Annotated in this window: 18 protein-coding genes and 1 pseudogene; 10 read left to right on the top strand and 9 right to left on the bottom strand. The window is 69.4% G+C overall.

The window, feature by feature from the left end:
• The first annotated feature begins 258 nt into the window (after positions 1-258).
• Both ACFOW4_RS10865 and ACFOW4_RS10860 read left to right on the top strand, forming a co-directional pair.
• Positions 259-1,758: a metallophosphoesterase gene (locus tag ACFOW4_RS10865; RefSeq protein ID WP_377526733.1), complete on the top strand. Its 1,500-nt coding sequence runs from the start codon at positions 259-261 to the stop codon at positions 1,756-1,758.
• Between the two features lie 490 nt (positions 1,759-2,248).
• Positions 2,249-2,626 (top strand): DNA polymerase ligase N-terminal domain-containing protein, encoded by a 378-nt coding sequence (locus tag ACFOW4_RS10860; RefSeq protein WP_377526731.1) that lies wholly within the window; start codon positions 2,249-2,251, stop codon positions 2,624-2,626.
• Positions 2,627-2,818: 192 nt separating this feature from the next.
• On the opposite strand, the gene ACFOW4_RS10855 is transcribed toward ACFOW4_RS10860, so the two are convergent.
• The 4 genes from ACFOW4_RS10855 to ACFOW4_RS10840 are packed head-to-tail and all read right to left on the bottom strand — an operon-like array spanning position 2,819 to position 8,704.
• Positions 2,819-5,515, bottom strand: coding sequence for a bpX6 domain-containing protein (locus ACFOW4_RS10855; RefSeq protein ID WP_377526730.1), 2,697 nt, complete (start codon positions 5,513-5,515; stop codon positions 2,819-2,821).
• On the bottom strand, positions 5,512-7,179 hold the full coding sequence (locus tag ACFOW4_RS10850; RefSeq protein ID WP_377526728.1) for a hypothetical protein: 1,668 nt from the start codon (positions 7,177-7,179) through the stop codon (positions 5,512-5,514). Before ACFOW4_RS10850 ends, ACFOW4_RS10855 begins: the two co-directional genes overlap by 4 nt.
• Entirely contained in the window at positions 7,176-7,586 is a 411-nt protein-coding gene (locus ACFOW4_RS10845) for a hypothetical protein (protein ID WP_377526727.1), read from the bottom strand. The genes ACFOW4_RS10850 and ACFOW4_RS10845 overlap by 4 nt, the downstream gene beginning before the upstream one ends.
• Positions 7,583-8,704: an AAA family ATPase gene (locus ACFOW4_RS10840; RefSeq protein ID WP_377526725.1), complete on the bottom strand. Its 1,122-nt coding sequence runs from the start codon at positions 8,702-8,704 to the stop codon at positions 7,583-7,585. The genes ACFOW4_RS10845 and ACFOW4_RS10840 overlap by 4 nt, the downstream gene beginning before the upstream one ends.
• Positions 8,705-9,013: 309 nt before the next feature.
• Here ACFOW4_RS10840 and ACFOW4_RS10835 point away from each other — a divergent pair, with 309 nt between their 5' ends.
• Positions 9,014-10,105 carry a DUF2332 domain-containing protein gene (locus ACFOW4_RS10835; RefSeq protein WP_377526724.1) on the top strand — a complete coding sequence of 364 codons (1,092 nt, stop codon included), beginning with the start codon at positions 9,014-9,016 and terminating at the stop codon, positions 10,103-10,105.
• A 119-nt stretch (positions 10,106-10,224) separates the two neighbouring features.
• On the opposite strand, the gene ACFOW4_RS10830 is transcribed toward ACFOW4_RS10835, so the two are convergent.
• The 4 genes from ACFOW4_RS10830 to ACFOW4_RS10815 are packed head-to-tail and all read right to left on the bottom strand — an operon-like array spanning position 10,225 to position 13,722.
• Positions 10,225-10,872, bottom strand: coding sequence for a response regulator (locus ACFOW4_RS10830; protein WP_377526721.1), 648 nt, complete (start codon positions 10,870-10,872; stop codon positions 10,225-10,227).
• A 14-nt stretch (positions 10,873-10,886) separates the two neighbouring features.
• Positions 10,887-12,212, bottom strand: coding sequence for a sensor domain-containing protein (locus tag ACFOW4_RS10825; protein ID WP_377526719.1), 1,326 nt, complete (start codon positions 12,210-12,212; stop codon positions 10,887-10,889).
• A gap of 17 nt (positions 12,213-12,229) precedes the next feature.
• Complete coding sequence (locus ACFOW4_RS10820) at positions 12,230-12,967, bottom strand: ABC transporter permease (protein ID WP_377526716.1); 738 nt, start codon at positions 12,965-12,967, stop codon at positions 12,230-12,232.
• Between the two features lie 29 nt (positions 12,968-12,996).
• Positions 12,997-13,722: an ABC transporter ATP-binding protein gene (locus tag ACFOW4_RS10815; protein ID WP_377526715.1), complete on the bottom strand. Its 726-nt coding sequence runs from the start codon at positions 13,720-13,722 to the stop codon at positions 12,997-12,999.
• A 247-nt stretch (positions 13,723-13,969) separates the two neighbouring features.
• On the opposite strand from ACFOW4_RS10815, the gene ACFOW4_RS10810 reads away from it, so the two are divergent.
• The 4 genes and pseudogenes from ACFOW4_RS10810 to ACFOW4_RS10795 form a co-directional block, all read left to right on the top strand.
• Positions 13,970-14,374: a hypothetical protein gene (locus ACFOW4_RS10810; RefSeq protein WP_377526713.1), complete on the top strand. Its 405-nt coding sequence runs from the start codon at positions 13,970-13,972 to the stop codon at positions 14,372-14,374.
• Positions 14,375-14,575: 201 nt separating this feature from the next.
• Entirely contained in the window at positions 14,576-15,193 is a 618-nt protein-coding gene (locus ACFOW4_RS10805) for a DUF2625 family protein (protein WP_377526711.1), read from the top strand.
• Between the two features lie 147 nt (positions 15,194-15,340).
• On the top strand, positions 15,341-16,162 hold the full coding sequence (locus tag ACFOW4_RS10800; protein ID WP_377526708.1) for an SDR family NAD(P)-dependent oxidoreductase: 822 nt from the start codon (positions 15,341-15,343) through the stop codon (positions 16,160-16,162).
• A gap of 177 nt (positions 16,163-16,339) precedes the next feature.
• Positions 16,340-16,612: pseudogene (locus tag ACFOW4_RS10795) on the top strand (hypothetical protein); the annotation flags it as partial.
• 27 nt (positions 16,613-16,639) lie between these two features.
• On the opposite strand, the gene ACFOW4_RS10790 reads toward ACFOW4_RS10795, so the two are convergent.
• Positions 16,640-17,014, bottom strand: a complete 375-nt coding sequence (locus tag ACFOW4_RS10790; RefSeq protein ID WP_377526707.1) for a hypothetical protein — start codon at positions 17,012-17,014, stop codon at positions 16,640-16,642.
• Positions 17,015-17,977: 963 nt separating this feature from the next.
• Between ACFOW4_RS10790 and ACFOW4_RS10785 the strand changes: the two genes are divergently transcribed.
• The 3 genes from ACFOW4_RS10785 to ACFOW4_RS10775 are packed head-to-tail and all read left to right on the top strand — an operon-like array spanning position 17,978 to position 23,464.
• Positions 17,978-19,504 carry a P-loop NTPase fold protein gene (locus tag ACFOW4_RS10785; protein WP_377526705.1) on the top strand — a complete coding sequence of 509 codons (1,527 nt, stop codon included), beginning with the start codon at positions 17,978-17,980 and terminating at the stop codon, positions 19,502-19,504.
• A complete protein-coding gene (locus ACFOW4_RS10780; RefSeq protein WP_377526704.1) occupies positions 19,501-20,523 on the top strand; it encodes a hypothetical protein in 1,023 nt (340 codons plus the stop codon). The genes ACFOW4_RS10785 and ACFOW4_RS10780 overlap by 4 nt, the downstream gene beginning before the upstream one ends.
• Positions 20,513-23,464: a hypothetical protein gene (locus ACFOW4_RS10775; protein ID WP_377526702.1), complete on the top strand. Its 2,952-nt coding sequence runs from the start codon at positions 20,513-20,515 to the stop codon at positions 23,462-23,464. Before ACFOW4_RS10780 ends, ACFOW4_RS10775 begins: the two co-directional genes overlap by 11 nt.
• Positions 23,465-23,535: the final 71 nt, after the last annotated feature.

Genomic DNA, 23,535 nt, shown 5'->3' with positions numbered 1-23,535 from the left:
AACTGGACGATCGCCATGAACCAGTTCGACATCATGTCCCCGGACGCCTGGACATGGCAGAACATCACCAACCAGGTCAGGCCCTTACACAAGCGAACTGACAGGCCCCGCGACCCACGACGGCGGTAGCGAGGATCCTCCACCCGTCAACTCACGGCTCATCCATGTAGGTCGCGGCGCCGTTCTTCTCTTCCTGGACACCATCCGGTCAGATCACGCCTGAGATCCTGTTATCCGTCCCACCTAGGTTTCCCTGTCATGCCCGCTTGCGATTTCACCCGTCGTGACCTGCTGCGTTGGACGGCCCTGGCCGCCGCCGCCGGTCCGCTAGCCCTCGCCAGCCCCGCCCGTGCCGCCGAGGCGGACCGAGGCCGGCCAGGAGATGTTCTGCCCGTCAATCTGGAACTCGTGACCCTGGCCGAGGACCACGCCGTCATCACCTGGTACACCGGCCTACCGGGCACCGATGATGGCCTCGGGCGGATGCAGCCCGCTCCCGCCGATGGCGAGATCATTTACGGCACCCACCCCTCGCGGCTGAACCGAGTCGCCCGCGGAATCAGCTCCGACACCGCCTACCACTACGTCGAGCTCACCGGGCTCGAACCCGGACAGACCTACTACTACCAAGCCCGGTCCCGTGGCCGAGCCGCGTCACCCACCCCGTTCACCCTGATCAGTGGCAACGCCGTCGGCACCTCGCCGTACGGGCTGGACACGGAGGTGGGACCCTTCTCGTTCACCACCCCGCAGCCGCCACCGGGGAAGTACCTCTTCTCCATCGTGCTCTGCAACGACCTGCACATGGGAGAGACGCACGCCGGGCTCGTCGGGGGCCAGCCCCAGTACATCGGCATAACCCAGGAGCCCGGGCTTCCCCCGTACCCAGAGGTCATGCTCCAGTCCCTGGTCGAGGACGTACGGCGACACAAGCCGTCCTACCTGCTGGCCGCCGGCGACATCTCCGCCGAGGCCGTGCCGTCCGACCTCAGCCGCGCCGGACAACTACTCGACGGCTTCGGCGATTACGGCACCGACTACTTCGTGACCCGCGGCAACCACGACCGGGCGCACACCGGCGACCCGTACTCCACCTGCCGCGTCGGCCAGTGGCAAGGCAACGACTGCTTCCACGACGGATTCTTCTCGCGCAACAAGCTGACCTACTTCTCCCGGGACCTCTCCGGTCTGCACGTCATCGGCCTTGATACGTACGACAAGCCAGGCAACGGGGGCGACGCGGGAGCCCTCTCGACCGACCAACTCGCCTGGTTCCGCGACGACCTGGCCAAGCACGCCGAGCAGCCCACGCTCGTCTTCGGCCACCACCCCCTGGTCATGCAGAACTCCGCGTTCCCCATCACCGCCGGCAGCTCACTGCAGGCAGAGCAGGCGACGACCATTCTGAACGACTACGCCAAGACACCCGGCGTCTTCCTGCACCACGCGGGGCATACCCACCGCAACAAGCGTACGGTCAGCCCGATCGCGCCGAACGTCACGCAGATGGAGGTAGCCGCGGTCAAGGAGTACCCCGGCGGGTACTCGCTCCTGCGGCTCTACACCGGCGGATACGCGGTGAACTTCTACAAGTCCCGCAGCGAACTCGCCCGTCGATGGAGCGAGCGCAGCCGGCAGGAGATCATGGGTTACTGGCCGCAGTTCGCGTTGGGCGCGTCCGTCGCGGACCGCAACATGATGGCCCGGCACGACCTGTCCCACCTCAAGCGCCCGAACAACCACCCCGAACACCCGTAACACCCGAGCCGCGGGCACGGCGTCAAGTGAGACGCCCCGACCGTGATCTGGGCGGCACCCGGCCAACCTCGGTACGGCAGCCCGCCCCGGCCTCTCAACCGGGGCGGGCCAGCCGGCCGGCTCGGGCCGTGCACGGTGCCGGCTTTGGCTGTCTGAGTACCAGGGTCGCGCCGATCGTTATTGGCGATGGGGCAACGTTGCGTCTGGGACACCAGCTGCCCGGGGTGCAAGCCAGCGTCGTCATTGCGTCAAGAAGCCCTTGACGTCACGGGCCTGCCTTCGATGTTGGCCGTGGCTCCCTCCGTCCTTGGACACGCCGACCGAAGCCATACGACCACTGGATAGCGAGCATGCCTGCGCCCGTCAGAAGCCAGATTACGAAACCCCAGTGCAGCAACAGCCCGACGCCCGCTACGAGGTAGAGCGCCCAGCCAAGGAGAGCCGACAACCTGCGGAGGCGGGCATGCGTCACGACACGATCCTAGGCCCCGTGAGCGCCGACAATGAGAAAGTGGCAGCCGCTTTCGTCCTGCACCACCACCGCAAACCACGACCGCACTATGACCTGCGGCTCGAGGAGGGCGGCGTGCTGCGCTCCTGGGCGGTGCCTCGTGGCATGCCGGACAGTCCCAGCGACAACCGGCTCGCGATCGCCGTGCCCGACCATCACCTCGATCATCTCACCTACGAGGACGCCGACAAGTCGATCGCCGACATCGGCACGTGGGAGGAGCACGACCGCACCGACCGCCGGATGCTGTTCACGTTGCACGGCCGCACCGGTCGCCGGCGATACGCGCTCATCCGCACCGGCGAGGGGTGGCTGCTCCACTTGACCAAAGAGCAGCCTCCGGACGAACGCAGATAGAAGTCCCCCGAGGTCCGTTTGTCCCGATTTCCCTGGGCACCTTCGGCTATCCGCGCGCATGGCAACGGCGACCCGGGCGGCGGAGCCGCTGAGCTAAGGGTTGGCGGGGTTGCCGACGGTGGGTGGGACCGCCGGACGCACGCCTGATGATCGCGGCGAGCCGGACGAGGCTGGCGGGTGAGGTGATTCGTCCTAGAGGTGCGTCCGCAGGCGCGCGATGGCCTGGCGGAGCGTGAGGTCAATGACGACCAGTCTGCCGTTCTGCTCCCAAACGGTGAGGGTGTCTGCGTGCCCTCGGATGCCGATCGCGCCGACGGCGGGCGGGAAGACGACCCTGAGGTCAGCGTCGACGATCTCCACAGTGGTGTCGTCCGGACCGTCGATGCGCAGGGCGGACATCCCGCCGCTAACCAGCAGCGCGGGCTTCGTGTCGACAGTTTGGGCCGCTGCACGATGCCCGTTGACCTGGTAGGTGTCGGCGTGCTCATCGTGGCTGGTCGTCACCAGCGTCGAGGACGCGAGCACCGCGACGCTGGCGAGGCCGTCGAGATCGACTGTTCGGCGGGCCCGCAGCATGAGGGAGGGCAGGTCCCAGCGCCACACCTCGGTGCTGGCTGCTCCCATGCCTGTCTGGTGGGTGACCCGGACCAGTGCGGCGAGGCTGGTCGGGCTCCGGGCGATGTCCAGCACCGCGATGGTGGGGTCCAGTTCGCGCCAGCTGATGCGGGGGAGGTCGGCGGTCAGGTCGACGAACGCGATGCCGTCGTCGTCGACGACGGTGAGTAGTGCGCCGTCGTAGCTGGGCAGCACCTGGTGTGCGGTGATGGCGACTGGTGGCCGTAGCCGGCGCGCGCTCAGATCCAGGCTGCGGACTTCGCAGGAGGGGCCGCGCCGCGCGACGAGCAGGACGTTGGCGCCGTGATCAGCAACGACAAGCTGGTGCGCGGGCGCGTCCCAGGCGGCGCGCGTCCGGCCGTCCAGGCCGATCAGGCGTACGCCGAACTCGCCGTGCGCGGTCAGGATGGTGCGGCCGGAGAGCAGGACCGCGTCATGGATCGGCAGTTGTCCCGCCTCGCCGGCCGCCGTGATGTCGACCCGGGTGCCCTGGGCAGGTGTCCGCCCAGCGGGCAGCGGTGGCAGGTCGGCGGCGGCCAGGCGGTCTGCCCGTTGCCGGAGCCTGCCGGCGACCCGCCTGCGCTCGTCGGCATCTACCGCGGGATCACGTCCTGCATCCCGAACCAGGAGACGGAGCGCGGCGGTGCAGAGTCGGCGGTCCTGTGCCCTGTCGGCGCAGCGCAGCTCGGCCAGAGCGGTCACGAAGCCGTGCTGGGCCGGCGCCAACTCCCCGTCTCGGCCGTCGAGCAGGGCGATCGCGGTGGTCACGGTGTCGGCGGTCGGGCGCCAGGTGACCAGGTGTGCGAACAGGTACCCCGCGGTGTGCCCGCCGAGCGCCATGCCGGCCTGGATGTTCGTCACCGCGAGCGGGCGCAGCTCGTCGTCGGGCCAGGCCGCGTCGACGGCGCCGACATGATCGTCGGCGGCCTGCCGTGCACGTACCCACTCGGCACGCAACTGCCGGGCCGCCGCGACATCGACCCGGGCCAGACGCTCGACGGCTCCGGCAAATGCGCCCCGGGTCCGCGCCACCTGCAGTGCGCGGTCGCGATCGCCAACCTGCCACCACAGCCTGACCGTCAGGTCCGGGTCGAGTTCACGTCCTTCGGCGAGCTGGGCGGCGAGCCGGTACCTGCGGTGTCGCTCCAGCAGTGCGACCGCCTCGACCGGGAGGCCAAGCAGGTCCGCGAGGATGAACGCGGATTCCTCTACCCGTCCGGCGCGGTCGAGTTCCGTGGCCGCCTGCCGGTAGAGCGTGCGCAGATGCTGCTGGGCCCCGAAATCGAGTGGGAGCGCCGGTCCGCCCTCGAGATGCGGGTGCGGCACCAGGTCGCCGGTGCGTGGTCGGGGGAGGCGAAGTGTCGGGCGTCCGCCGGGGCCGCTCACCGAGATCGCTCCACGCAGGGCCCTGTCCCAGTCACGACGCTCGAAGGCGGCGCTGAGCCGCCGTACATAGCGGTGCTGCGCGCTGACCGCCAGCCGAGCGGCGCGGCTGGCCAGCACGAGCCGAGTGACCAGCGCGTTCCACCAGCTACCCGACGACGTGCCGCGACTGGTCTGCGGTACGCCACCGTCCGCCGACGCGGCGGTACCCGACGCGGCTATTTTGCTTATGCCGTACAGCAGGGCCGCACCGGCGCCGACAACCAGCATCGGGAGCGGCGCGGCGACGAGCGCGGCGAGGCCGTACACGAGGATGGCCGCGCCGACCGCGACGATCTTCGCGACGACGGTGTCGGGGAGCTGGCGCCGACGGCTCGATCGGGTGGACGCAGACAACAGCCGACGGGTCCGCTGCGGCGGCGACGCGACACCGGCCATCGCGCGTAGGTCGGGTGCGGGTGGGGGCGGTTGCCAGGGCGCTGGTGCGGCCGCCGCGACAACCGGGCGGTCCAGTGCCGCGAGCGGCTCGATCCGCAGGGCGGTCAGGTCGATCCAGGAACTTCGGTCGACGAGGGTCAGCGTGGCCCGGCCCACCCGGGTCGTCGCGCCCGCGAGGGGGATCAGCACGTCGCCGGCTCTGGCGCCCTCGACGGGCGTGCCGCTGGGGTGCAGGACGCCGTCGCTGTCGACGAGAACGAGGCCGGCAGCCAGTTCCGCGCGCACCTCGACCGCCTGGGCGAACTCCAGCAGCCATGCTCCGCCGGGCAGTTCGAACAGTGCGGCAGCGGGCTGCCAGGTTTCGACGACCCGCCGGCGCGCCTCGGCCTCCCCGATCAGGCATACGTCGATGAGAAGGGCGCGGGCCGGGAGCCGACCGCGGAACGCACTCATGCGGTGCTTCCGACCGTGCGCAGGACGTGGTTCGCGGCGAGGTCGGCGACCTCGATCAGCCCGTCCGGGCGTGGCACGGCCAGCCATGGCTCGCTCGGGTGCAGGGCCGGCTGACCGACTCCACCCGACCAGCGGGTGAGGGTCTGGGTCCGAGCCGGCGAGACCAGGCGCACGATCAGTCCGCCGCTCGACAGGGTCACCAGCTGCGGGCCGTCGATGTCGACCACGCCGATGACCTTTGTCTCCTGCGGGACCGTCACGTCGCCGACGAGGCCGGGCGCGGCGTGGATGCGCCAGGTGGTGCCGTCCAGCGACCAGGCCGTCCTCGTCCCGGCGCCGAGGACGACCTGGGCAGTAGCGGGGATCGCCACCTCGCCGGACAGGCCCGCGACCCGGATGTGGGCGCCGTTGCGCCAGGCCACCCGCGGGCCGTCCATCTGTCTGCCCGGGGCGACCGTCGCGTAGGACGGCAGCCGGTGACTGTCCCTGGTGGACAGTAGATGCCAGTCGCCGCCGAACTCGCACAGCAGGTCGCCGCCCTGGAAGTAGAGCGGTGACAGCGTTCCGTTCGCGGCCGCCTCGACATCGCCGACCGATAAGCCGACGGTGGCCAGCGGTACGGCGAGCTCCTGCAGCCGGCCCAGCGGTTTACCGATCACGACCGCCCGCAGCGTCTCGTCGACGCAGGTGAGGACAGCGAGTCGGCGGCCGAACCAGGAGGCGGCCAACACCGGACCGGGCAGTTGATGTCGTCGTGGTCGCCCGGTCGGCACCCGGACCGAGACGACCTCGGTCGGGCCGTCGCCGCGGGCGATCAGGTACGGCGCGGCGCTCGGGAACGTCGGCGCCCGCAGCGGACCGGCACCGGCGCTGACCCCGACGGCGGCGTCGCGGAAGCCGGTGCCGCGTAGGACCCGCAGCGCGACCTCGCCGGACGGCAGCGGGAGGTCGAGGTGTCGTTCGCCGACGACGACTCGCACAGTGCTCGCTCCGTCGACACCCCACTCCTGCTCGTAACTCACCAGCACCCGATTCCTGTTCGGCAGGTGGCTGGCCAGGTGCGGCCCGGTCAGCAGCCACGCCTGATCGGCCGCATCCAGCTGCTCGGTCCACTCCCGCACGGTCGACGGGTCCGGCTCGGTAGCGCTGCGGGCGACCAACCAGCGTGCGAGCTGTGCACGCAGGTCACCGTCGCGCCAGGTGCCCGGTTGTTCACCCAGCACTCCGAGCACCAACGACCGCCCCTGGCTGGCAGCCCGCCGATGCAGGACGACGAGCGCGGCGAGCTGGACCAGCCGGGCGGCGCCCAGCTGCCCTGGGCCGGTGTCGACGAGGACGGCCACCCGTCCACGCGCCGCATCGGATCGGGTGGCCGGCGCCAGGTAGAGAAGCTCCCCGCCCGCGGCGCGGCGGACGAACTCGTCCGGTAGCTCCTGCATCAGCAGCAACTGCGACGGGAGGAGCCGCTCGATGGGGCCACGAGCTGCCAGTCCGGCGTACCCGTCCGGTTGGCCTTCGCCCGTGGAGCCGTCCTCCGTCCCGGAGATCAGGTCATCGATCCGTCGTACCAGCGGGCCCAGGGCAAGTGCCACGTCGCCGGTCAGAGCGGACAGCGCCGGCGCCCAGGGAGCCAGCGACGCCGGGAGGGTCAAGGGGTCGGTCATGAGGGTGCCAGCCGGGCGGGGTCGAGCGGCTCCCGCGGCAGTGGACCGGCCAGGACCAGTTCGGGCAACAATGCGATCAGTCCGGTCTGCTGCTTGGTGAGGCGGCGTAGCGGCTCGCGCAGCAGATCGGCGCATGGCCAGGGCTGGGCGAGCGTTGGTACCAGCAGACCACCGTCCCAACCGAGGTAGACGGCACCGTCGGCCCACGGTAGGTCTGCCTCGTCGCCGAGCACGACCAACCAGCTCTGTTCCCGCCCCACGCAGGCGCGCAGGTGGGCGCCAGCGGTCACCCGCATCAGCGCGTCCGCGCCCAGCTGGGTCACCACGGCACCGGACGCGGCCACGGCCACAGCGGGCAGCGGTTCGTCGCGCCGACGCCACCGCAGGGACAGGGGAGGTGCGCTCACTGCTGGATCACGGCGACCAGGAGGCCTCGCATGTCCTGCAGCGCCGTCGAGGCGTCGGCCAGGACGAACCCCGCGTCGATCTCCCGCAGCGTCGCTTCGACGCGCAGCCGGTCATCGTGCGTCAGCGGCCCCGTGCCCAACTCGTCGAGCAGGCGACGGCCAGCCTCGACCAGCCGGTCCGCGCGGGCCTGCTGGCCCCGGGTGAACTCTTCGGCCGCGTACACCAGACTGGAATTTCTTCCCAGCGCCACCAGGTCCGACAGCACCTCCCGGGCCGAGGCCTGAGCGTCGAGGGTCGGCGCGATCAGCGGAAGCACCCAGAGATCTTCGGCGGTCGCCGCGGTGCGCCCGTCCAGTGCCGCCGCAGCGGCCACCAGACGCTGCGAACGCACTGCCCGGCGGTCGCTGATCGGTACACCCGCCTGACGCAGCCGACGGATCGCGGCACCCAGCTGGTCGCGGACACCCTTGAGATCACACCCACGAGCCGCCTCGGACAGCCGATCCACCGCCGGCAGCAGTGATTCCGCCGGATCGGACAGCCGAGAACCGGCGCTCCACCCCACCTCCAACAGCTCGTCGAGTCGCGCGTCCGGGACCGCAGAGACGAAGACGCGGGCCAGGAACCGGTCGGCGAACGCGGCGAGGGCCGGATCGTCGGGCAGGCTGTTGGCGGCGCCGACACAGACCCGCAGCGGGCACGACAGGAGAGTCGATCCGCGCCGAAACACTCGTTCGTTCAAGATCCCCAGGAGGGTGTTGAGGACCGCCGTCGAGCCAAGGAAGACCTCGTCGAGGAACGCCACCTCCGCCTCAGGCAGCATGCCCGCGGTCTCGAACTCCACCAATCCCTCACGCAGCCGGCGCAGGTCGACCGGGCCAAAAATCTCGCTCGGCTCGGTGAACCGTCCGAGCAGGTACTCGAAGTACCGACCGCCGAGCTGATCAGCCGTTCGCCGTACGGCCTCGGACTTGGCGGTGCCCGGCGCACCGATGACGAGCACGTGCTCGCCGGCGACGGCGCACAGCACCACAACCTCGGCGACCACCTCCCGGTCGACAAGACCGGTTCGTGCCCGCGCGATGGCTTCCCGAAGGGCGACGGCGTCCGTCGACAAGGGGCCAGGCTGCATGGAGATCATTTGCACCGGCGAAGTCTACGGAAACTGAGCGTTCACCGCGTACCAGATACATCGCCGGACGCTGCGAGGACGAGGCGTTCCGGCCGGCATCCCCCAGGTGAGCCCCGTACGCCGAACACCGGATCGGTCGTCGGGGAAGAGCGCCTATCCGGGCGTCGATGCCACGAGCGCTCGGTCGTGCGTCGCTTGCGAGCACGGTCGGGGTGTTGAAGGGTGTGCAGGATCCGGCCCGCCGTGATCGGCCACTCCGCGGCGGGTCGTCAGACTCGATGCGACGGGAGCACCATGACCAGGGCTGAGGAACTCACCGAACTCGCCGGGCACTTCCGGCAGTCAGGCGACACCTTCAAGGCCTCCCCGCTTTACCGGGCGCTGTGCGAGGTCGTCGCCGACGACGAGCTGACCCTGGAGCTCCTGCTGCACCGGCGGCCGGGCCAGCAGCCGTCGTTCCTCCTCTTCGGCGCGGTGCACCACCTGTTGCTGAGCGGCGTCGAGCATGACCTGCGTGACTTCTATCCGTCGGTCGTCGGTACGCCGGCGCGCGACCCGGCAGCCGCCGGCGCGGTCTTTCTCGACTTCTGCCGCAGCTACCGCACGCAGGTGGAGGAACTCATCGCCACCCGGCTGGTGCAGTCCAATGTCGTGCGTCGCGTCCTGGCCCTGCGCTTCGCCCTCGCGGCTCTGCGGGACGTCGTCGACGGTCCGGTGCATCTGGTCGAGGTCGGTGCGAGCGCCGGCTTGCACCTGCACGTCGACCGCTACCGCTACCGGCTCGGCGGCCGGGTCTTCGGATCCCCGGACGCACGGGTGACGGTGGAGAGCGAATGGCGGGGTGACGGACCCGCACCCGACCTCACCCACCTGCCCGAGATCGGTAGCCGGACGGGGGTCGACCTCCATCCGGTCGATGTCCTCGACCCCGATCAGCGGCGCTGGCTGCGGGCGCTGATCTGGCCCGAGGACCGATCGGCCGCCGGCCTGCTCGACGCCGCGCTGGAGCAGGCGGTGGCCGAGCCGGTCCGGATCATCGCTGGTGACGCGGTTGATGTCTGCCCGGACCTTGGCCGGCAGTTGCCCCCAGGCGAGGCCCGGCTGGTGTTCCACTCCGCGACCCGGATGCACGTGCCGGCGGAGCGGCGCGCCGCGTTCGACAAGGCGGTCGACTCGATCGGAGACGGCGGTCCCCTGTACCACCTCTGGCTGGAGCCGGCGTTCGCTCCGCACCATGGCGAGGGTGCCGAGGAAGGCTGCCTGGCGTGGCACGGACCGGAGTCCACCCGGCCGGTGAGCCTGGTACGCGTCGACGGACACCTGCGCTGGATGGCGCCGCTGAACGGTGCGGAACCTCCTCGCCGCGCTGCGCGAAAAGCGGCATGACGTGTGGCAGCGGACCCAGGTGAGGCTCGTCGCTCGGTGGGGGAGCGGGGCAGTGGCTCGACAAGAGCGACGTGCCCGGCCCGGGCGAGCGTACGTGCAGACAGAAGCATCACGTGAAATCAGCCGCCGCTGACGTGGCGGAGGACGGCCAGGACCCGGCGGTTGTCGCTCTCCGAGGACGGCAGACCGAGTTTCGCGAAGATGTTCGCAACGTGCTTCTCGACGACCCCGGAGGTGATGACAAGAGCCGCCGCGATCCCGGCGTTGGATCGTCCCTCGGCCATCAGCGAGAGCACCTCACGCTCCCGGGGGGTCAGCGACGCCACCCCGGCCGTGTCCTGCCCGGCCCGCATGAGGTGGCCGACCACATCCGGATCCAGTGCGGTGCCGCCGGAGGCCACCCGGGTCAGCGCGTCGACGAAATCGGCGACGTCGGCGACGCGGTCCTTGAGCAGGTATCCGACGCCGGCCGGCCGGTGGGCGAGCAGGCGGGTCGCGTAGCGGGTCTCCACGTACTGGGAGAACACCAGCACACCGACGCCGGGATGGTCGCGGCGGATGTCGATCGCGGCGCGCAGTCCTTCGTCGGTGTGCGTCGGTGGCATCCGGATGTCGATGATGGCCACGTCCGGCGCGTCCGCGGCGATCGCGGACCGCAACGCGTCCGCGTCGGCGACCGCCGCGCACACCTCGAAACCGCGGTCGGTGAGCAGCCGGACCAGCCCTTCGCGCATCATCGCGGCATCTTCCGCGATCACCACCCGCATGTCGTCGCCTCCGTTCACACCCGTGTGGGCAGCGCGATCGCGACCCGGGTCGGACCGCCGGTCGGACTGTCCACGCGCATCCGGCCGTCCACGACGGCGATGCGGCGGGCCAGGCCGGACAGGCCGGGACCGTCCGGGTTCGCCCCGCCGACGCCGTCGTCCTCGACGGTCAGCATCAGCCGCTCGCCGGATCGGACGACGCCGAGCCCGATCCGGGTCGCCTGGCTGTGTTTGGCCGTGTTCGCGAGCAGCTCGGAGGCGCAGAAGTAGGCGATGGTCTCGATCGCGGGCGCCGGACGGTCGGGCAGCTCGACGGTCACCGCGACCGGGATGGCGCTGCTCGTCGCGAGCGTCGCCAGCGCGTCGCCGAGGCCGCTGTCGAGGACCGGCGGGTGGATCCCGCGCACCAGGTCGCGCAGGTCGGCGAGCGCATCCTTCGCTCCGCGGTGGGCGAGCGCGACCAGTTCGCGGGCCTGCACGAGGTCGGGCGGCGGGCCGTCGACACCGAGTTTCTCGGTTGCCATGCCGAGGTTCATCGCCAGCGTGGCCAACCGGATCTGCGCGCCGTCGTGCAGGTCCCGTTCCAGCCTGCGCATCATCGCGGCCGCGTCGTCGATCGCGCGGGCCCGGGTGACCTGCAGTTCGCGTACCCGCTCGGCGAGCCGACGCGGACCGAGCAGCCGTCGCATGGCGGCAAGGTCCAGTGCCGTACCTGCCCGCATCAACCACGGTGCGACCAGCAGCATGGCGAGGCCGGCCGCGGCGATGAGGAACGTTCCGGCGAACGTCCGCGTACCGATGGCGCCGAACGGCGTCAGCGCCCACACCGGTCCGAGCCGCGTTCCGGGCGGGTGGTTGCGAAACAGCGGCCACCACACCGGGTAGCTGAGGTTGACCAGGCCGAACACGTAGCAGAACGCGCCGTAACCTTCGGGGATGGCCAGCGGCACCTTGAGCAGGCCGTACCCGACGGCCCGCCAGCCCGCTCCGTCGGAGACCACGGCGCTGATCCGCTTCGAGAGCCGGGGCGGCGGGGCGTCCACGTGTACGTCGAGCAGCCGGTCGGCGAGTGAGCGGTGCACGGCTCCCATCGCGCGCCCGGCCGGGGCGGCCAGCACGACTAGGAGCGCGATGGTGAGCGGAAACAGGACCAGGAACACCGGTGCGACGGCAGGTGCGGGCTGGTGGGACATGGCGCCGGTCGCCCAGAGGACGAGGACGCCCAGGGCCGGCACGACCGCCGGTACGCTCAGGATCGCGACCGCGCTGACCACGCCGACGACGCAGAACACCGCCCGGCGCAGGGCCAGTGTGGTGAACGGAGCGCGCAGCGCGGTCATCGGCCCATTGTCGTTGGTCACGCGTCGCGATGGCGCAGCAGCACGCCGCCGCACAGGATCGCTACCGCCGCGTACCCGCACATCAGCAGCACGCTGATCCAGCTGGAGAACAGCCCCGGTATAGGCGAGGTCACCGCGATCGAGTTGAGCAGCATCAGCAGCGGGACGAAGCGGCCGACCTGGATTCCGCTCTCGCCGAACAGGCCGGCCACGATCATCGGGACGAACATCAGAGCGAACAGCGTGCCGATCGCGGCGCCGGAGTGCCGCACGATCGTCCCGATGCCGACCCCGATCAGCGCGGTGACGCCCAGATACACGCCGGTCAGCACGACCGCGCGCAGGATCGCCGCGTCCCCGAGGGATGCGGCCGGGATGGCGGTGCCGCGGATCGCGAGCTGCCCGCTCAGGTAGCCGGCGAAGCTCGCGAGTAGGCCGACGGTGAGAGCCGCGCCGCCGCACACGGCGACCTTCGCGGCCAGGACGGTCCGACGCCGCGGGACGGCGGCGAACGTCGAGCGGATCATCGCGGTGCCGTATTCGCCGGTCACCGTCAGGACGCCGAGCGCGCCGAGGAGCAGCTGGGCCACGATGGCGCCGCCGAGGCTGTTGTTCAGGATCTGAGCGGCGGTGGCGACCGGGGTGTGCGATCGGTATCCGAGTCCCACCCCGGCGCCGGCCGCGGCCATCGAGACCACCGCGGCGATCGCCAGCAACCACGTCGACCGGACGCTGCCCAGCTTGATCCGTTCCATCCGGGCCGCGTGCCGAAATCCGTACCTATTCATGACGCTCCCACTCCGCGATAGTCGGTGGCCTGCGAGGTGAGCCGGAAGAACGCGTCCTCCAGGCTGTCGTCGCCGCAGGCGAGTTCGGCGACGGTCGTCTCGGCCAGCAGCCGACCGCGGCCGATGACCACCAGCCGGTCGGCGGTCAGCGCTATCTCGGCGATCAGGTGGCTGGACACGAACACCGTCCGGCCTTCCGCTGCGAGTCCGCGCAGCAGGTCCCGGATCCAGCGGATGCCCTCCGGGTCCAGTCCGTTGACCGGCTCGTCGAGCACAAGGACGCCCGGGTCGCCGAGCAGGGCCATCGCGACGCCGAGCCGCTGGCGCATGCCGAGGGAGTACGTGCCGGCACGCCGCCCTGCCGCGTCGGACAGACCGACGGTGCGCAGCACCTGCTCGACGCGGGAACCGGGGATGTCGTTGCTCGCGGCCAGCGCGGTCAGGTGCGCTCGGGCGCTGCGGCCGGGATGGAACGCCCCGGCGTCGAGGAGCGCGCCGACCGTCTTCAACGGCCAGTTCAGGTCCCGGTACCGGACGCCGCCGATCAGCGCCTCGCCGTGGTTCGGGGCATCCAGGCCGAGGATCATCCGCATCGTCGTGGACTTGCCGGATCCGTTCGGGCCGAGGAAGCCGGTCACCAACCCCGGCTGCACCCGGACGCTCAGCCCGTCGACGGCGACCCGGCCGCCGTAGCGTTTCGTCAGCTCACGTAGTTCGATCACACGATTGACGCTAGGCAGCGCCGTGGGCGGTCGGAAGCCGGAAACCATCCGACTCCGCCTGGAGGTTTTCCACCCCCTGGTCTTGAAACCACGCGGTTCGTTTCCCGCCGAGCCGACGGATGCTGGCCACCTTCGAAATTGACGATCTCCGGTCAGGCATGGGAGATGCTCGGTCACGTCGGGCCTGCTGGACCTGCGCCGCAGGGGCTGATCGACGGAACGCCAGCGGCACGCCACACTTGGAGGCGTGCGGACGTTGCTGGGCGGTGGTTGGTCGATCAAGCTGTCCGGTGCTTGGACGCGGGAGCGCACCAGAGACGGTGTCACAACGTGGCGCGCGTCCGGTCGCATGATGCGGGTCTCGCCAGGAAGTCCGTGGCGATGCGCCGATGGGGCCGACATCATCGCTTCGCTCGATGCCGAACTGCCGCCGGACCCGGTAGGCAAGGTGGGTGAGGAGGGCCGGGACGGGGTGGGCCATCGTGCCGCCTGGCTCTACCGCCAGGACGGTGATGTGTTCACCCTTTACGGCTACAACTTCGCTGATGGAACGTACCTGGAGACGGTCTTCATCAGCGCGGACATGGCCGACCCCAGTTGGGCCTTCGCGGCTTGGCGTTCGGTGGCTCGATCCGCCGGTTACAGAGGTTGAAAGGTCAGGATTACTGCGTTCGAGATCGAGGGTCAGACCGGTGGGTCCAAGTGAGGATTGACCTCGCCGGCTGGGTTCCCAGCACGACCAGCGCTGGCTCCGCCGGCGAGATGTTGGGTGACACGTCCGGCTGGACAATCTCGGTTGGTTGGCGGCAGGCCCTCAACCTTGCATGGTTGATGCTTCTGCGAGGCTGAGGTGGTGGACCAGTCTGCGTGGGCCGAGATTTCGACGCTTGTGGCGGCAGCTCCGTATCCGGTGGAGGTGCTGCCGGCCGACCGTGAGCGGGCCGCAGCCTGCCTGACAACGCTGGAGATCACGACCAGGTCGTGGCTCGGGGCGGTGGTCGCCAACAGTGGCGGACTGGTGATCGACCATGGATGGCTTCGGGTGCTGGGCGGTGGGCACGACGGGCTGCCGGATGTGGCTTCCGAGATGAATCCCGACGCCGGTTACGTGATCGTCGCCTTCGACGTAATGGGCGGACAGTTCGCCTGGTTGCAGCCGGAGCCGGGCGCGAGACCGACTGTGCATTACTTCGGCCCGGACAGCCTGGCTTGGCAGGATCTCGAGCTCGGGTATGGCGACTGGCTGGAAGCGATGCTCGGCGGTGCGGTAACTCAGTTCTACGAGAACCTGCGCTGGCCGGGGTGGGAGACCGAGGTGGCCAGCATTGCGTTCGATCAGGGGATCAACGCATTGCCACCGCCGTGGACCAGGGAAGGCAAGGATCTGTCGATGGTGTCCCGCAAGCCGATTCGGCTTGCTGAGCTCGTTTCGGTTTATCAAGACACGGCGCGTCAGCTTGGCTTCCTCTAGACGTCTGATGCCTCTCGTTGGCGGGCGATCGACGGTCCGGACACGTGTCGTCGCGGCGTCTTTAGGGCGGCTCGGGTTTACGGACCTTGAACCTGGCGATGGCCTTTTGGTGATGCGAGGGACTTCGGTGAGGAACTGGTCGCCGTCGTGGATGCGGAAGGTGACCCGCGAAATGCGTTTGATCTTGTGCTGGCGTTGATGCATCGTGACCGCATGAGTGTCAGGACAGTCCTCGTGACCGGAGGCGCGTCGGGTATCGGCGCGGGCATCGTGGTGGAGCTTGCCGCGGCCGGCTATCAGCTGGCCGTCGTCGATCGCAACGCTGAGGCCGCTGGCCGGGTCGCTGAGCAGGTGACTTCCGCCGGCGGTAACGCGGTGGCCGTCACCGCCGACGTCAGCGACGTGGATGCCGTGGCCAGCGCCGTTGCTGAGGTGCGCGATTACTTCGGGACGGTTGACGTCCTGGTGAACAATGCCGGCTTCGCCCGGGACAACCACATCCTGGACATGCCAATCGAGGACTGGGACGCCGTGCAGTCTACGCACCTGCGGGGCAGCTTCCTGATGCTCAAGGCCGTGGCTCCCCTGATGAGCGCCCAACGGTGGGGCCGTGTCGTAAACATCTCGAGCATCTCCGCGCTCGGGATCCACGACGAACGTGTCAACTACGTCGCCGCCAAGGCGGGCCTTGAGGGACTTACCCGCGCGGCTGCCCTGGACCTCGCCCCCAACGGCATCACCGTCAACGCCGTGGGGCCAGGTGTCATCCAGACAGCAATGACTGAAGTCAGCGCGGCACGTGCCGGTCGCAGCCTGGACGAGCACCTAGCCGTCCAAGCGGCACAGATCCCACGCGGACGGGTGGGATCGCCCCATGATGTAGCCAGAGCCGTCCAGTTCTTCATCGCCGAGGACGCGGACTTCATCACCGGCCAGGTCCTCTACGTCAGCGGAGGCCCGCATGGCTGACTCGGGGCTGGTCGTCGTCCGTGAGGCGCATCTGGTGGAGACTGGCTCGGTACCTGTTTGATGGTCGCCGAGGTGGCCCGTGCAGGGGAGGCGTTCGCGATGGACGCGTTGAAGCCGATCGGCCGGTAGAACTGTTTGAATAACGCGGAGCCCGACTCGCTACGTGGCGGTCGGCGTTCCAGACGCGCGGTCGAGCTGTGCTTCACCCCGACCTGCGCCCTCTTGGGCCAACCCGATCGAGGCGCAGTTCGGGCCGCCGCGCACCTTCGTCATCGCCGGCTCGAACCACCCAACCACCCCGCCCTGAGCCGGAAACTGCAGGCCTACCTGTGCTGGCGCAACGCCAACGCCCGCCACCCCGACATCCTGGCCGCCCAGCGCCGCGAACGCGCCCGCATCCGCGGCGAACGACAACGACGCTGGGGCCAACCCACCACCCGCGCAGCCTGACCCCGTCAACGTTTCGCGGTCACGGCATTAGCCGGCACGTCCCGGCCGATGCAGCCAGGGCGCGGCCCTGGGCGCCGCCGCGATAAGGGCGACCGCGAGCACCGTGATGAACGCTTGCCCGATCCGGCCGGGCGTGATCCCAGGAGCGGTGTCCAGCACGTAGTTGGCATACCCGTTCGCCACCGCGTCGCTGGCGAGCACGACACAGCCGAGCAACAGCCCTTCAAGCCGACGCAGCGCCAGCAACAGCACCGCAAGCGGGTCGAACACGGTCAGCGAGGTGAAGTACCACATCAGCCACACCGGCATGGTCGGACTTGGACCCCGCGGCCGGACACCGAGCACGTCGCCCAAGTGAACAATCCCGCCGTACGCGAAGACACAAACGGCGGCGATCACCACTACCCGAACCCACCTGGGCACACCGGCCCACCGCCGGAGCGATGTCCGTGTCGCCGCCAATGATCCCCCTCGGTCGGGCAGTGGCCCCTCGCGCCGACACATCGATGCTAACGCGACGCCCCAAGAGCGTTCGCCCCCTCGCCGGGCTCCAGGCGACGACCAGCGGCATTGAGCGATGCCGGGATGGCCGCATGACCTCGCCATGACACTGGCAACGTTTGTGGTCACGGCACTAGAAACCCTGAGCGTGCGGATTTGAGTGACTGACCGAGTGACGGCCGGTACGCACGTCGCCGGACGACCCTGGACGCGCCTACGGACCCTCCCCACAGCTCAGCTCAAAGCTGGTCTAGCCGGCCCCACGGGTCCTTCCACCGAAGCGGTCGGCGTGGCCATCGCTGCCGGCCTCAGTGTCCAGCCGCTCGAAGGACGTAGACGGGCTTTACGTCAGACGCTGTTACGTCAGGCAGTACGAAGGACGCGGTGCCGGGACGGGAGCGCAGCTCAACGAAGGCGCGGGTGGTGGCCACTACGGTGCCGTCGTAGAGAACTTCGACCCTGTCGCCGTGGCGCGGCCCGGTCGGGCTACAAAACCCGGAAACGATCAGCGGGCGGCCCGTGATGCTGATGACACGCGATCACCATTTCGAAGCGCGACTCCGGCACCGGCCGAGTGTAGGACGGGCTGGGGCACAGTTAGGCCACAAGACAGCGTGAGACGTCGGGAATTAGCCACCATGATGTGATCCCGGACCGGAGCATGACCGGCGTATCGACCATGCCGGCGCAGGTCACGGGAGGCAGCCTCCCGGGGACCCGCAGGCCGTGCGGGTTGAGGAACGTCTCCACGTCAACCCCCTCGCTGTCAGGTACCAGTGGCCGGCGGCTAAGCACGCCGTGCCGGTGGCTGGGGCACGCAGAGCGCACAGGACACCGTCGAGCGGCGTCAACGCGCCATCAACGATGGCAGCCGAATACGCCGTGCGAGGGGGCGCCAACCACCGGACCGCGCCCAACTCGTGGTTCTCGCTCAGGGATCCAGCCTGCTTACCGGCAGCCGGTGACGCCGCAGCCCCGTGGGTACGACATCCGGTCAGTCGCCTCGACCGTTCGGCGGTAGCCGGCCCCGGGCCTCTCTGTCTTAAAGTGACAGTCCTGACGCGCTACGTACTCCGATCAGGTTCGCTTGTCTTCTCCGCCGCACCCTCGACGATCGGAAGAGCGATGACCGGCCTCGCCGTCTTGTCCGACGCACCCGTTCGATGCGACGAGGACCAACTGCGGTTCGACCGATATGTTGATCCGATCCTTTCGTTGCTGACCAGCCCCACGAGCACGACCCCCTTCACCGTCGGCGTGCTTGGCGAGTGGGGCAGCGGGAAGTCGAGTGTCCTCAGCATGGTGGACGAGCGGCTGGACGCGGAGAGCCCGGATGCCTTCGTCCGGGTGCACTTCAATCCCTGGGTGCACCGCAACGAGCCGACAATGCTCGTGCCGCTGTTGCACGCGTTTCAGGAAACGCTCCTGGCGGACCGGAAGAGTCGGTTCGCCCAGACCGTGATCCGGGTCGCCACGGTCGTCGGGACTCTCGCCGCGGACGCAGTCCTGACCACCCTCACCGCGGGCTTCCTGAGCATGGACAAGTACGACCAGGCCGTGGATCGGTACGTGGCGCAGCGCAGCCAGGTCGAGAGCGAGCTGCGAAATCTGCGCAACCTGCTACGCGACGAGGTGGCTGGCATCCGTGAGCAGGGCGCTCAGGTCGTCTTCTTCATCGACGACATCGACCGGTGCGAGCCGGACCAGATCGTGGATCTGCTCGAGTCGGTCAAGCTCTTCCTTGATGTGCCCGGGGTGTTCGTGTTGATGGCCATCTCGAAGGAACTGGTCGACCGGGGCGTGGCCATCAAGTATCAGGGTTTCGGCTTCGACCCGGACGGGATGATGGACATCGGGGACGAGTACCTCGAGAAAATGATCCAACTGCCGCTGTACCTGCTGCCGCTGGACGGGCGCAGCGTCCGGCGCCTGGTCGAGGCGTACGCCCATCCGGATCTGCTGGCCCGCCACGGCGACCTGTTGCAGGCGGTGCTGCGGCCGAATCCGCGCAAGATCAAGCGGGTGTTGAACTTCCTTACCGTGACGACCGCGATCGTCGCCGGGACTCCCGGCCTGGACGAGTTGCGCGACGACCTGGTGGTTCGGCTGGCCGTGCTGCGGGTGCAGGTGCCCCGGCTCTTCTCGGCTGTGCTGACCGATCCCCGGGTGCTCGTGGTCCTGGAGTGCCTGTACCGGGAACGCCTGGAGTTCACCGAGGATGGTTTCCGCAGCCGATATGGGGACGACTCGGGTGCCCTCCTGTACCGCGCCGTCGCACCGCACTACCGCCGCCAGCCCGAGCTGGGACACCTGTTCGCCGCATCCACCTTCGAGGAGGAGCAGGACCGGATCCACGACTACCTCACTCTTTTCGGCGGGCGGGCGGCATGAGCGGCGGCGTCGGCCCTCGGGGCCGCAAGGCGAACGTGGACTTCAAGCGGTACGGCCTGACCCAGGGCGACCCGTACCGGCACCGTGAGCTCGATCCCCGCAATGATCGGGACCGAGCCCTGCTGGTGGACTTCGTCGGGGCGCCGTTCGACCAGATCGAGGAGCAACTCGCAGCGTCGGCCGCAACGGGTAGGGCCGCGGCCTTCCTGCTGTCCGGCCGCCAGGCGACCGGTCGGACCTCGCTGGCCAAGCTCATCGCGCACCAGTATCGGGAGCTGCACCAACTGGGCGATGACTTCAGGTTGGTCGTGTACGACGAGAAGAATCACGACAGCCTCGGGCGCGCGCAGGAGGTGCTGAAAGCGATCCGGAACGAGCTGATGGATCTGGGGGGCTGGGGCGAGCACCGAGATCGGCTGCTCGAGGTGATCCCCAACGGGCCGAACCGGCCGGAGATCCTCGATCTGCAGGCCCAGGCGGGTTTCCTGGCAAACTACATGCGCAAGCGGATGAAGCCGGCCTGGACACTCGGCCTGCTGATCGAGGGCATGCAGAACCACGACTTCCTCGACACGCTCTCCGTCGTGTTCGCACGGGTCGATCTCCTCGTCGTCGTCACCCGCGACGACTACCGCACGGCCGACACCGCAGATTCGGACCGGATGAACGAGCGCGATCGCTGGCGGCGGTGGGCTCTGCCGGTGCAGGTGCCGCTGCTGAGCGGCGACGACGTCGACCTGCTGACCCGGAACCGTTGGCAGCACGAGGCGCCCGAGCTGGAATGTCCCTTCGAGCTCAAGGGCGTCCGGGAGACATTCGGCGCGCGACGCCCACCGGTCGGGCGCGCGCTGAACTGGCTCGGATGGTTGCTGGAGTGGCGGTTGCGTAAGTACGGCGGGGACGAGTGCTGGCCCGCCGCGCGGAACCTACGCATCCCCGCGCACTGGATCGAGGAATCGGTGCAGCAGGCCGAGAGCGCCCCGCCCGGCGCGGAGGGAGGCTTCCGTCGTGATAGCTGAGCTGCCCCGGCTCAACCCCTTCCCCGCGCAGGCCACCACCGCCATCGAAGAGGGGCCCTTCGCCGAGTCGTACCAACGGTGGGCCGGCGCCACGCCCACGGTGGCCCTGCAACAGGTCCGCCGGCTGAGCCTGCTGGTGAGCAGGTTTCGCCGGTCGCATGAGTTGGGCGGTGTCTCCAGCGGCCAGGTGGCGTACGTCTACGGTGCCCACGGCGCTGGCAAGACCCACGCCATCCGGGCCGCCGTAGGCCAGATCGCCACCCATCCCGGCAACACACAGGTGCTTCCGTTGTACGTCAAGCTCGATGGCCCTGACTTCGTGCAGGCGTACCGCCGGCTGATGGCGCAGCTCTCCCTCTCCGACCTCACCGGGCTGGCGCTGCGGTTCCTTGGTTCCCTGTCGGCCGTGGCCGACCCGTCGCCCGCGACCGCCGATATCCAGGACGACCTGCGCCGGGATCCCGCCGCGCTGCTGCAGATGTTCGACGAGCACCTGTTGGAGCGCGGTCTGCTGCTGGAGGCGCAGGCGGACCGGATGCGCGACGCCGTACGCGACGAGAAGAACTTCCAGCGCGCCCTGACCTACCTGCTGGAACCGGCCCTGCAGGAGGCCGCGTACGACTGGTTGCTGGGGCGGCAGGTCAGTGAGCCGGAGCTGCGCCGCGTCGGCATATCGCGGCAGCTCGACACGCCGGACCAGTGCCGTTACGGGCTCCAACTGTTGACGCTGATCTGCGAGCGGGCCGGTCGGCCGCTCGTGCTCATCCTCGACCAGGGCGAGAAGCTTCTCCTCGATGCTCAGGAGCGGGTGATCCCGGAAGGCGCGGGGCTGCTGCACTCTCTGGTCGAGGCGGTTCCCGACCTCAGGGGCATGCTGATCGTCGCAAGCAACGACCGCGCCTGGGACGCGCTCCCGCAGGACCTGCGGCAACGCTTCGGCGCGAACGACATCGTCTGCTCGACGTTGCAGCCCGACGAGGCGCGCGATCTGGTCGGCCGGTACGTCGTCGCGTCGTTTGGCGCGCAGGTGCCCCCGGACTACCAGGCCCCCTGGCCGTTCATCGACGCCGCTATGCGCAAACTCCTACGCAACAGCGGCGGCAATCCGCGGATCCTGCTGCAGTTGGCGTTCCAGTCCTTCGACGCGCTCGACACAGACGCGAAGGAGATCGACGAGAGCGCAGTGCCGGACAATGTCGCGGTTCTCGACCGCGAGGACGTGGACCGCGCGATCCGTCGGGTCCTGCGGCGGCTTGGGCCGATCAGCGGCGAGCCAGAGCTGGGCTTTCACTACATCGTGGACACTCCACACGACGGCCGCTTGCTGATCCGGCTCAGCGAGGCGATGTTCTATACCGACGAGACCGAACGCGCCGAGGAGGACGTGGCGGTTCGGCTGACCATGCCCCGCAGCGTGGCGGACCGTACGGGCCGTCTCGCCCCACCGGTCGGTATCCAGCCGAGACACGTCTTGATCGTGATCGGCTATGCCAGCACCGAGGTGCTGCACCTGCTGCGCGACGTCTACGACGAGGTGCTCGTCTACCGTGACGCTGACTCCATCGCCAGGGCGCTGACGGCACTGATCGAGGGCGCCGAGCGGCACGGCACGAGGCGATACGAACAGGTTGACTTTCCCAAGCTCTACGGCGAACTCGCCGACCTGGGGCTGGACCGCTCCCGTGACGCCGATGCACTGCGGCAGGCGATCCTCGGGGCGAACCGGCGACAGGTCGACAGCCAAATCGAGCGGCGCTTCGACGAACTGGCCCTGCGCTGGCCGGACGAGCGGCGGCGGTTGACGGACAGGATCGAGGCGGTTCGGGCACGGCGGGAGCGAGAGGAACTGACCGAGATCCACAAGGTCTACCTGACACACCGGCAGCGCGTCTGGTTCCTCGCTTCGCTGGCGCTGCTTCTGTCGACGGGAGCGGCGATCATCACATTGGCAGTTAGCGGAAGCCTGCCGGCCAACCTGCTCTATCTGGTGGCGATGTTCGCACTAGCCCTCGCCTTTCTCGTGCTGGTCCACGGCAACCGGACCAGGACGGCGAGAGCCGGTGAGCCAGCGTCAAGGGCGGAGCTCGACCGCATCGCCGCGGAGCGCGTCCGGCATCGCGGACCCGCCCTGTGGCGAGCGCCGCTGCAACTGATCTTGGAGGTGCGGCAACTACCGCCGTGGACCGATCTCGATTCCCGTGATCCATACCGCCGGTACGGCTTCGTGCTGACGCGGATCCGTGCGGACCATCGCAGGGCGCTCAGGTCCGCGCTCGTCGTCGAGCGGGTGGCAGTGGTCCGCCGCGCCATGATGAACGCACTCGGTCAGATGACCGAACAGAGTCAGCATGACGCGGACCTCGTCGACGTGGAGCCTTCGCCCCTGCCGGCCGTTCCCCACGACGCGGCCGACCCGGCCGATGTGCAGCTTCCGTACCGCATCCAGCATCAGCGGGCCGACGCTTGGTCGAAGATCGCCCGGCGACCGCCGGCAGAACGCCTGCTCATCGCCCTGGCGAATCTCGATCGCCGATGGGTGGGACGGTCGGAGAACACCGCCGACGAGAACGCGACGACGTCCGCGGCCGAGGGCCCGGGTCGGCTTGCGTACCCGGGCGTGGTCGGGCAGGTCGAGCGGAACGTGCGGGGCGAGACCGACCCGGCGATCCTCTTCGTGCTGGATGCCGCGAAAGGCCGAGGCGCGGTCGGCGAGTTGTACGACACGGGCCTGACCCGGCACCCGGACCTGCTACTGGACGCGTTGGCGGAGGTGTCCGAGGGCGGCATTCGGCGGGCGGCGCACCTGTTGTCCCCCTTCACACCTGAGGGCCTGGGTTGGCACGACCAGCTACGTCTGGCCACGGAGATCGAGCGGCTGTACCTGTTCGTCGAGCAACTGCTCTTCTTCCGCGACGGGGGAGTCGACCGGGGCGCGGCCTGACCGGCCGTGGCCGCCGGACGGCCCGCCCCCACGCCATGGGGGTGCTGCGGTCTGGGGGAGCCCACAGCAAA

The organism is Micromonospora sp. GCM10011542 (genome assembly GCF_042650685.1).
Classification (GTDB): domain Bacteria; phylum Actinomycetota; class Actinomycetes; order Mycobacteriales; family Micromonosporaceae; genus Micromonospora.
This window is presented reverse-complemented; position numbering and strand designations above follow the sequence as displayed.

Bases quoted from the DNA above. Each gene is read 5' to 3' on its own strand.
- ACFOW4_RS10780 (WP_377526704.1), top strand. From the start codon at position 19,501: ATGAGCGGCGGCGTCGGCCCTCGGGGCCGCAAGGCGAACGTGGACTTC.
- ACFOW4_RS10825 (WP_377526719.1), bottom strand. From the start codon at position 12,212: ATGACCGCGCTGCGCGCTCCGTTCACCACACTGGCCCTGCGCCGGGCG.
- ACFOW4_RS10835 (WP_377526724.1), top strand. From the start codon at position 9,014: ATGACCAGGGCTGAGGAACTCACCGAACTCGCCGGGCACTTCCGGCAG.
- ACFOW4_RS10820 (WP_377526716.1), bottom strand. From the start codon at position 12,967: ATGGAACGGATCAAGCTGGGCAGCGTCCGGTCGACGTGGTTGCTGGCG.
- ACFOW4_RS10855 (WP_377526730.1), bottom strand. From the start codon at position 5,515: ATGAGTGCGTTCCGCGGTCGGCTCCCGGCCCGCGCCCTTCTCATCGAC.
- ACFOW4_RS10785 (WP_377526705.1), top strand. From the start codon at position 17,978: ATGGCAGCCGAATACGCCGTGCGAGGGGGCGCCAACCACCGGACCGCG.
- ACFOW4_RS10830 (WP_377526721.1), bottom strand. From the start codon at position 10,872: ATGCGGGTGGTGATCGCGGAAGATGCCGCGATGATGCGCGAAGGGCTG.
- ACFOW4_RS10865 (WP_377526733.1), top strand. From the start codon at position 259: ATGCCCGCTTGCGATTTCACCCGTCGTGACCTGCTGCGTTGGACGGCC.
- ACFOW4_RS10850 (WP_377526728.1), bottom strand. From the start codon at position 7,179: ATGACCGACCCCTTGACCCTCCCGGCGTCGCTGGCTCCCTGGGCGCCG.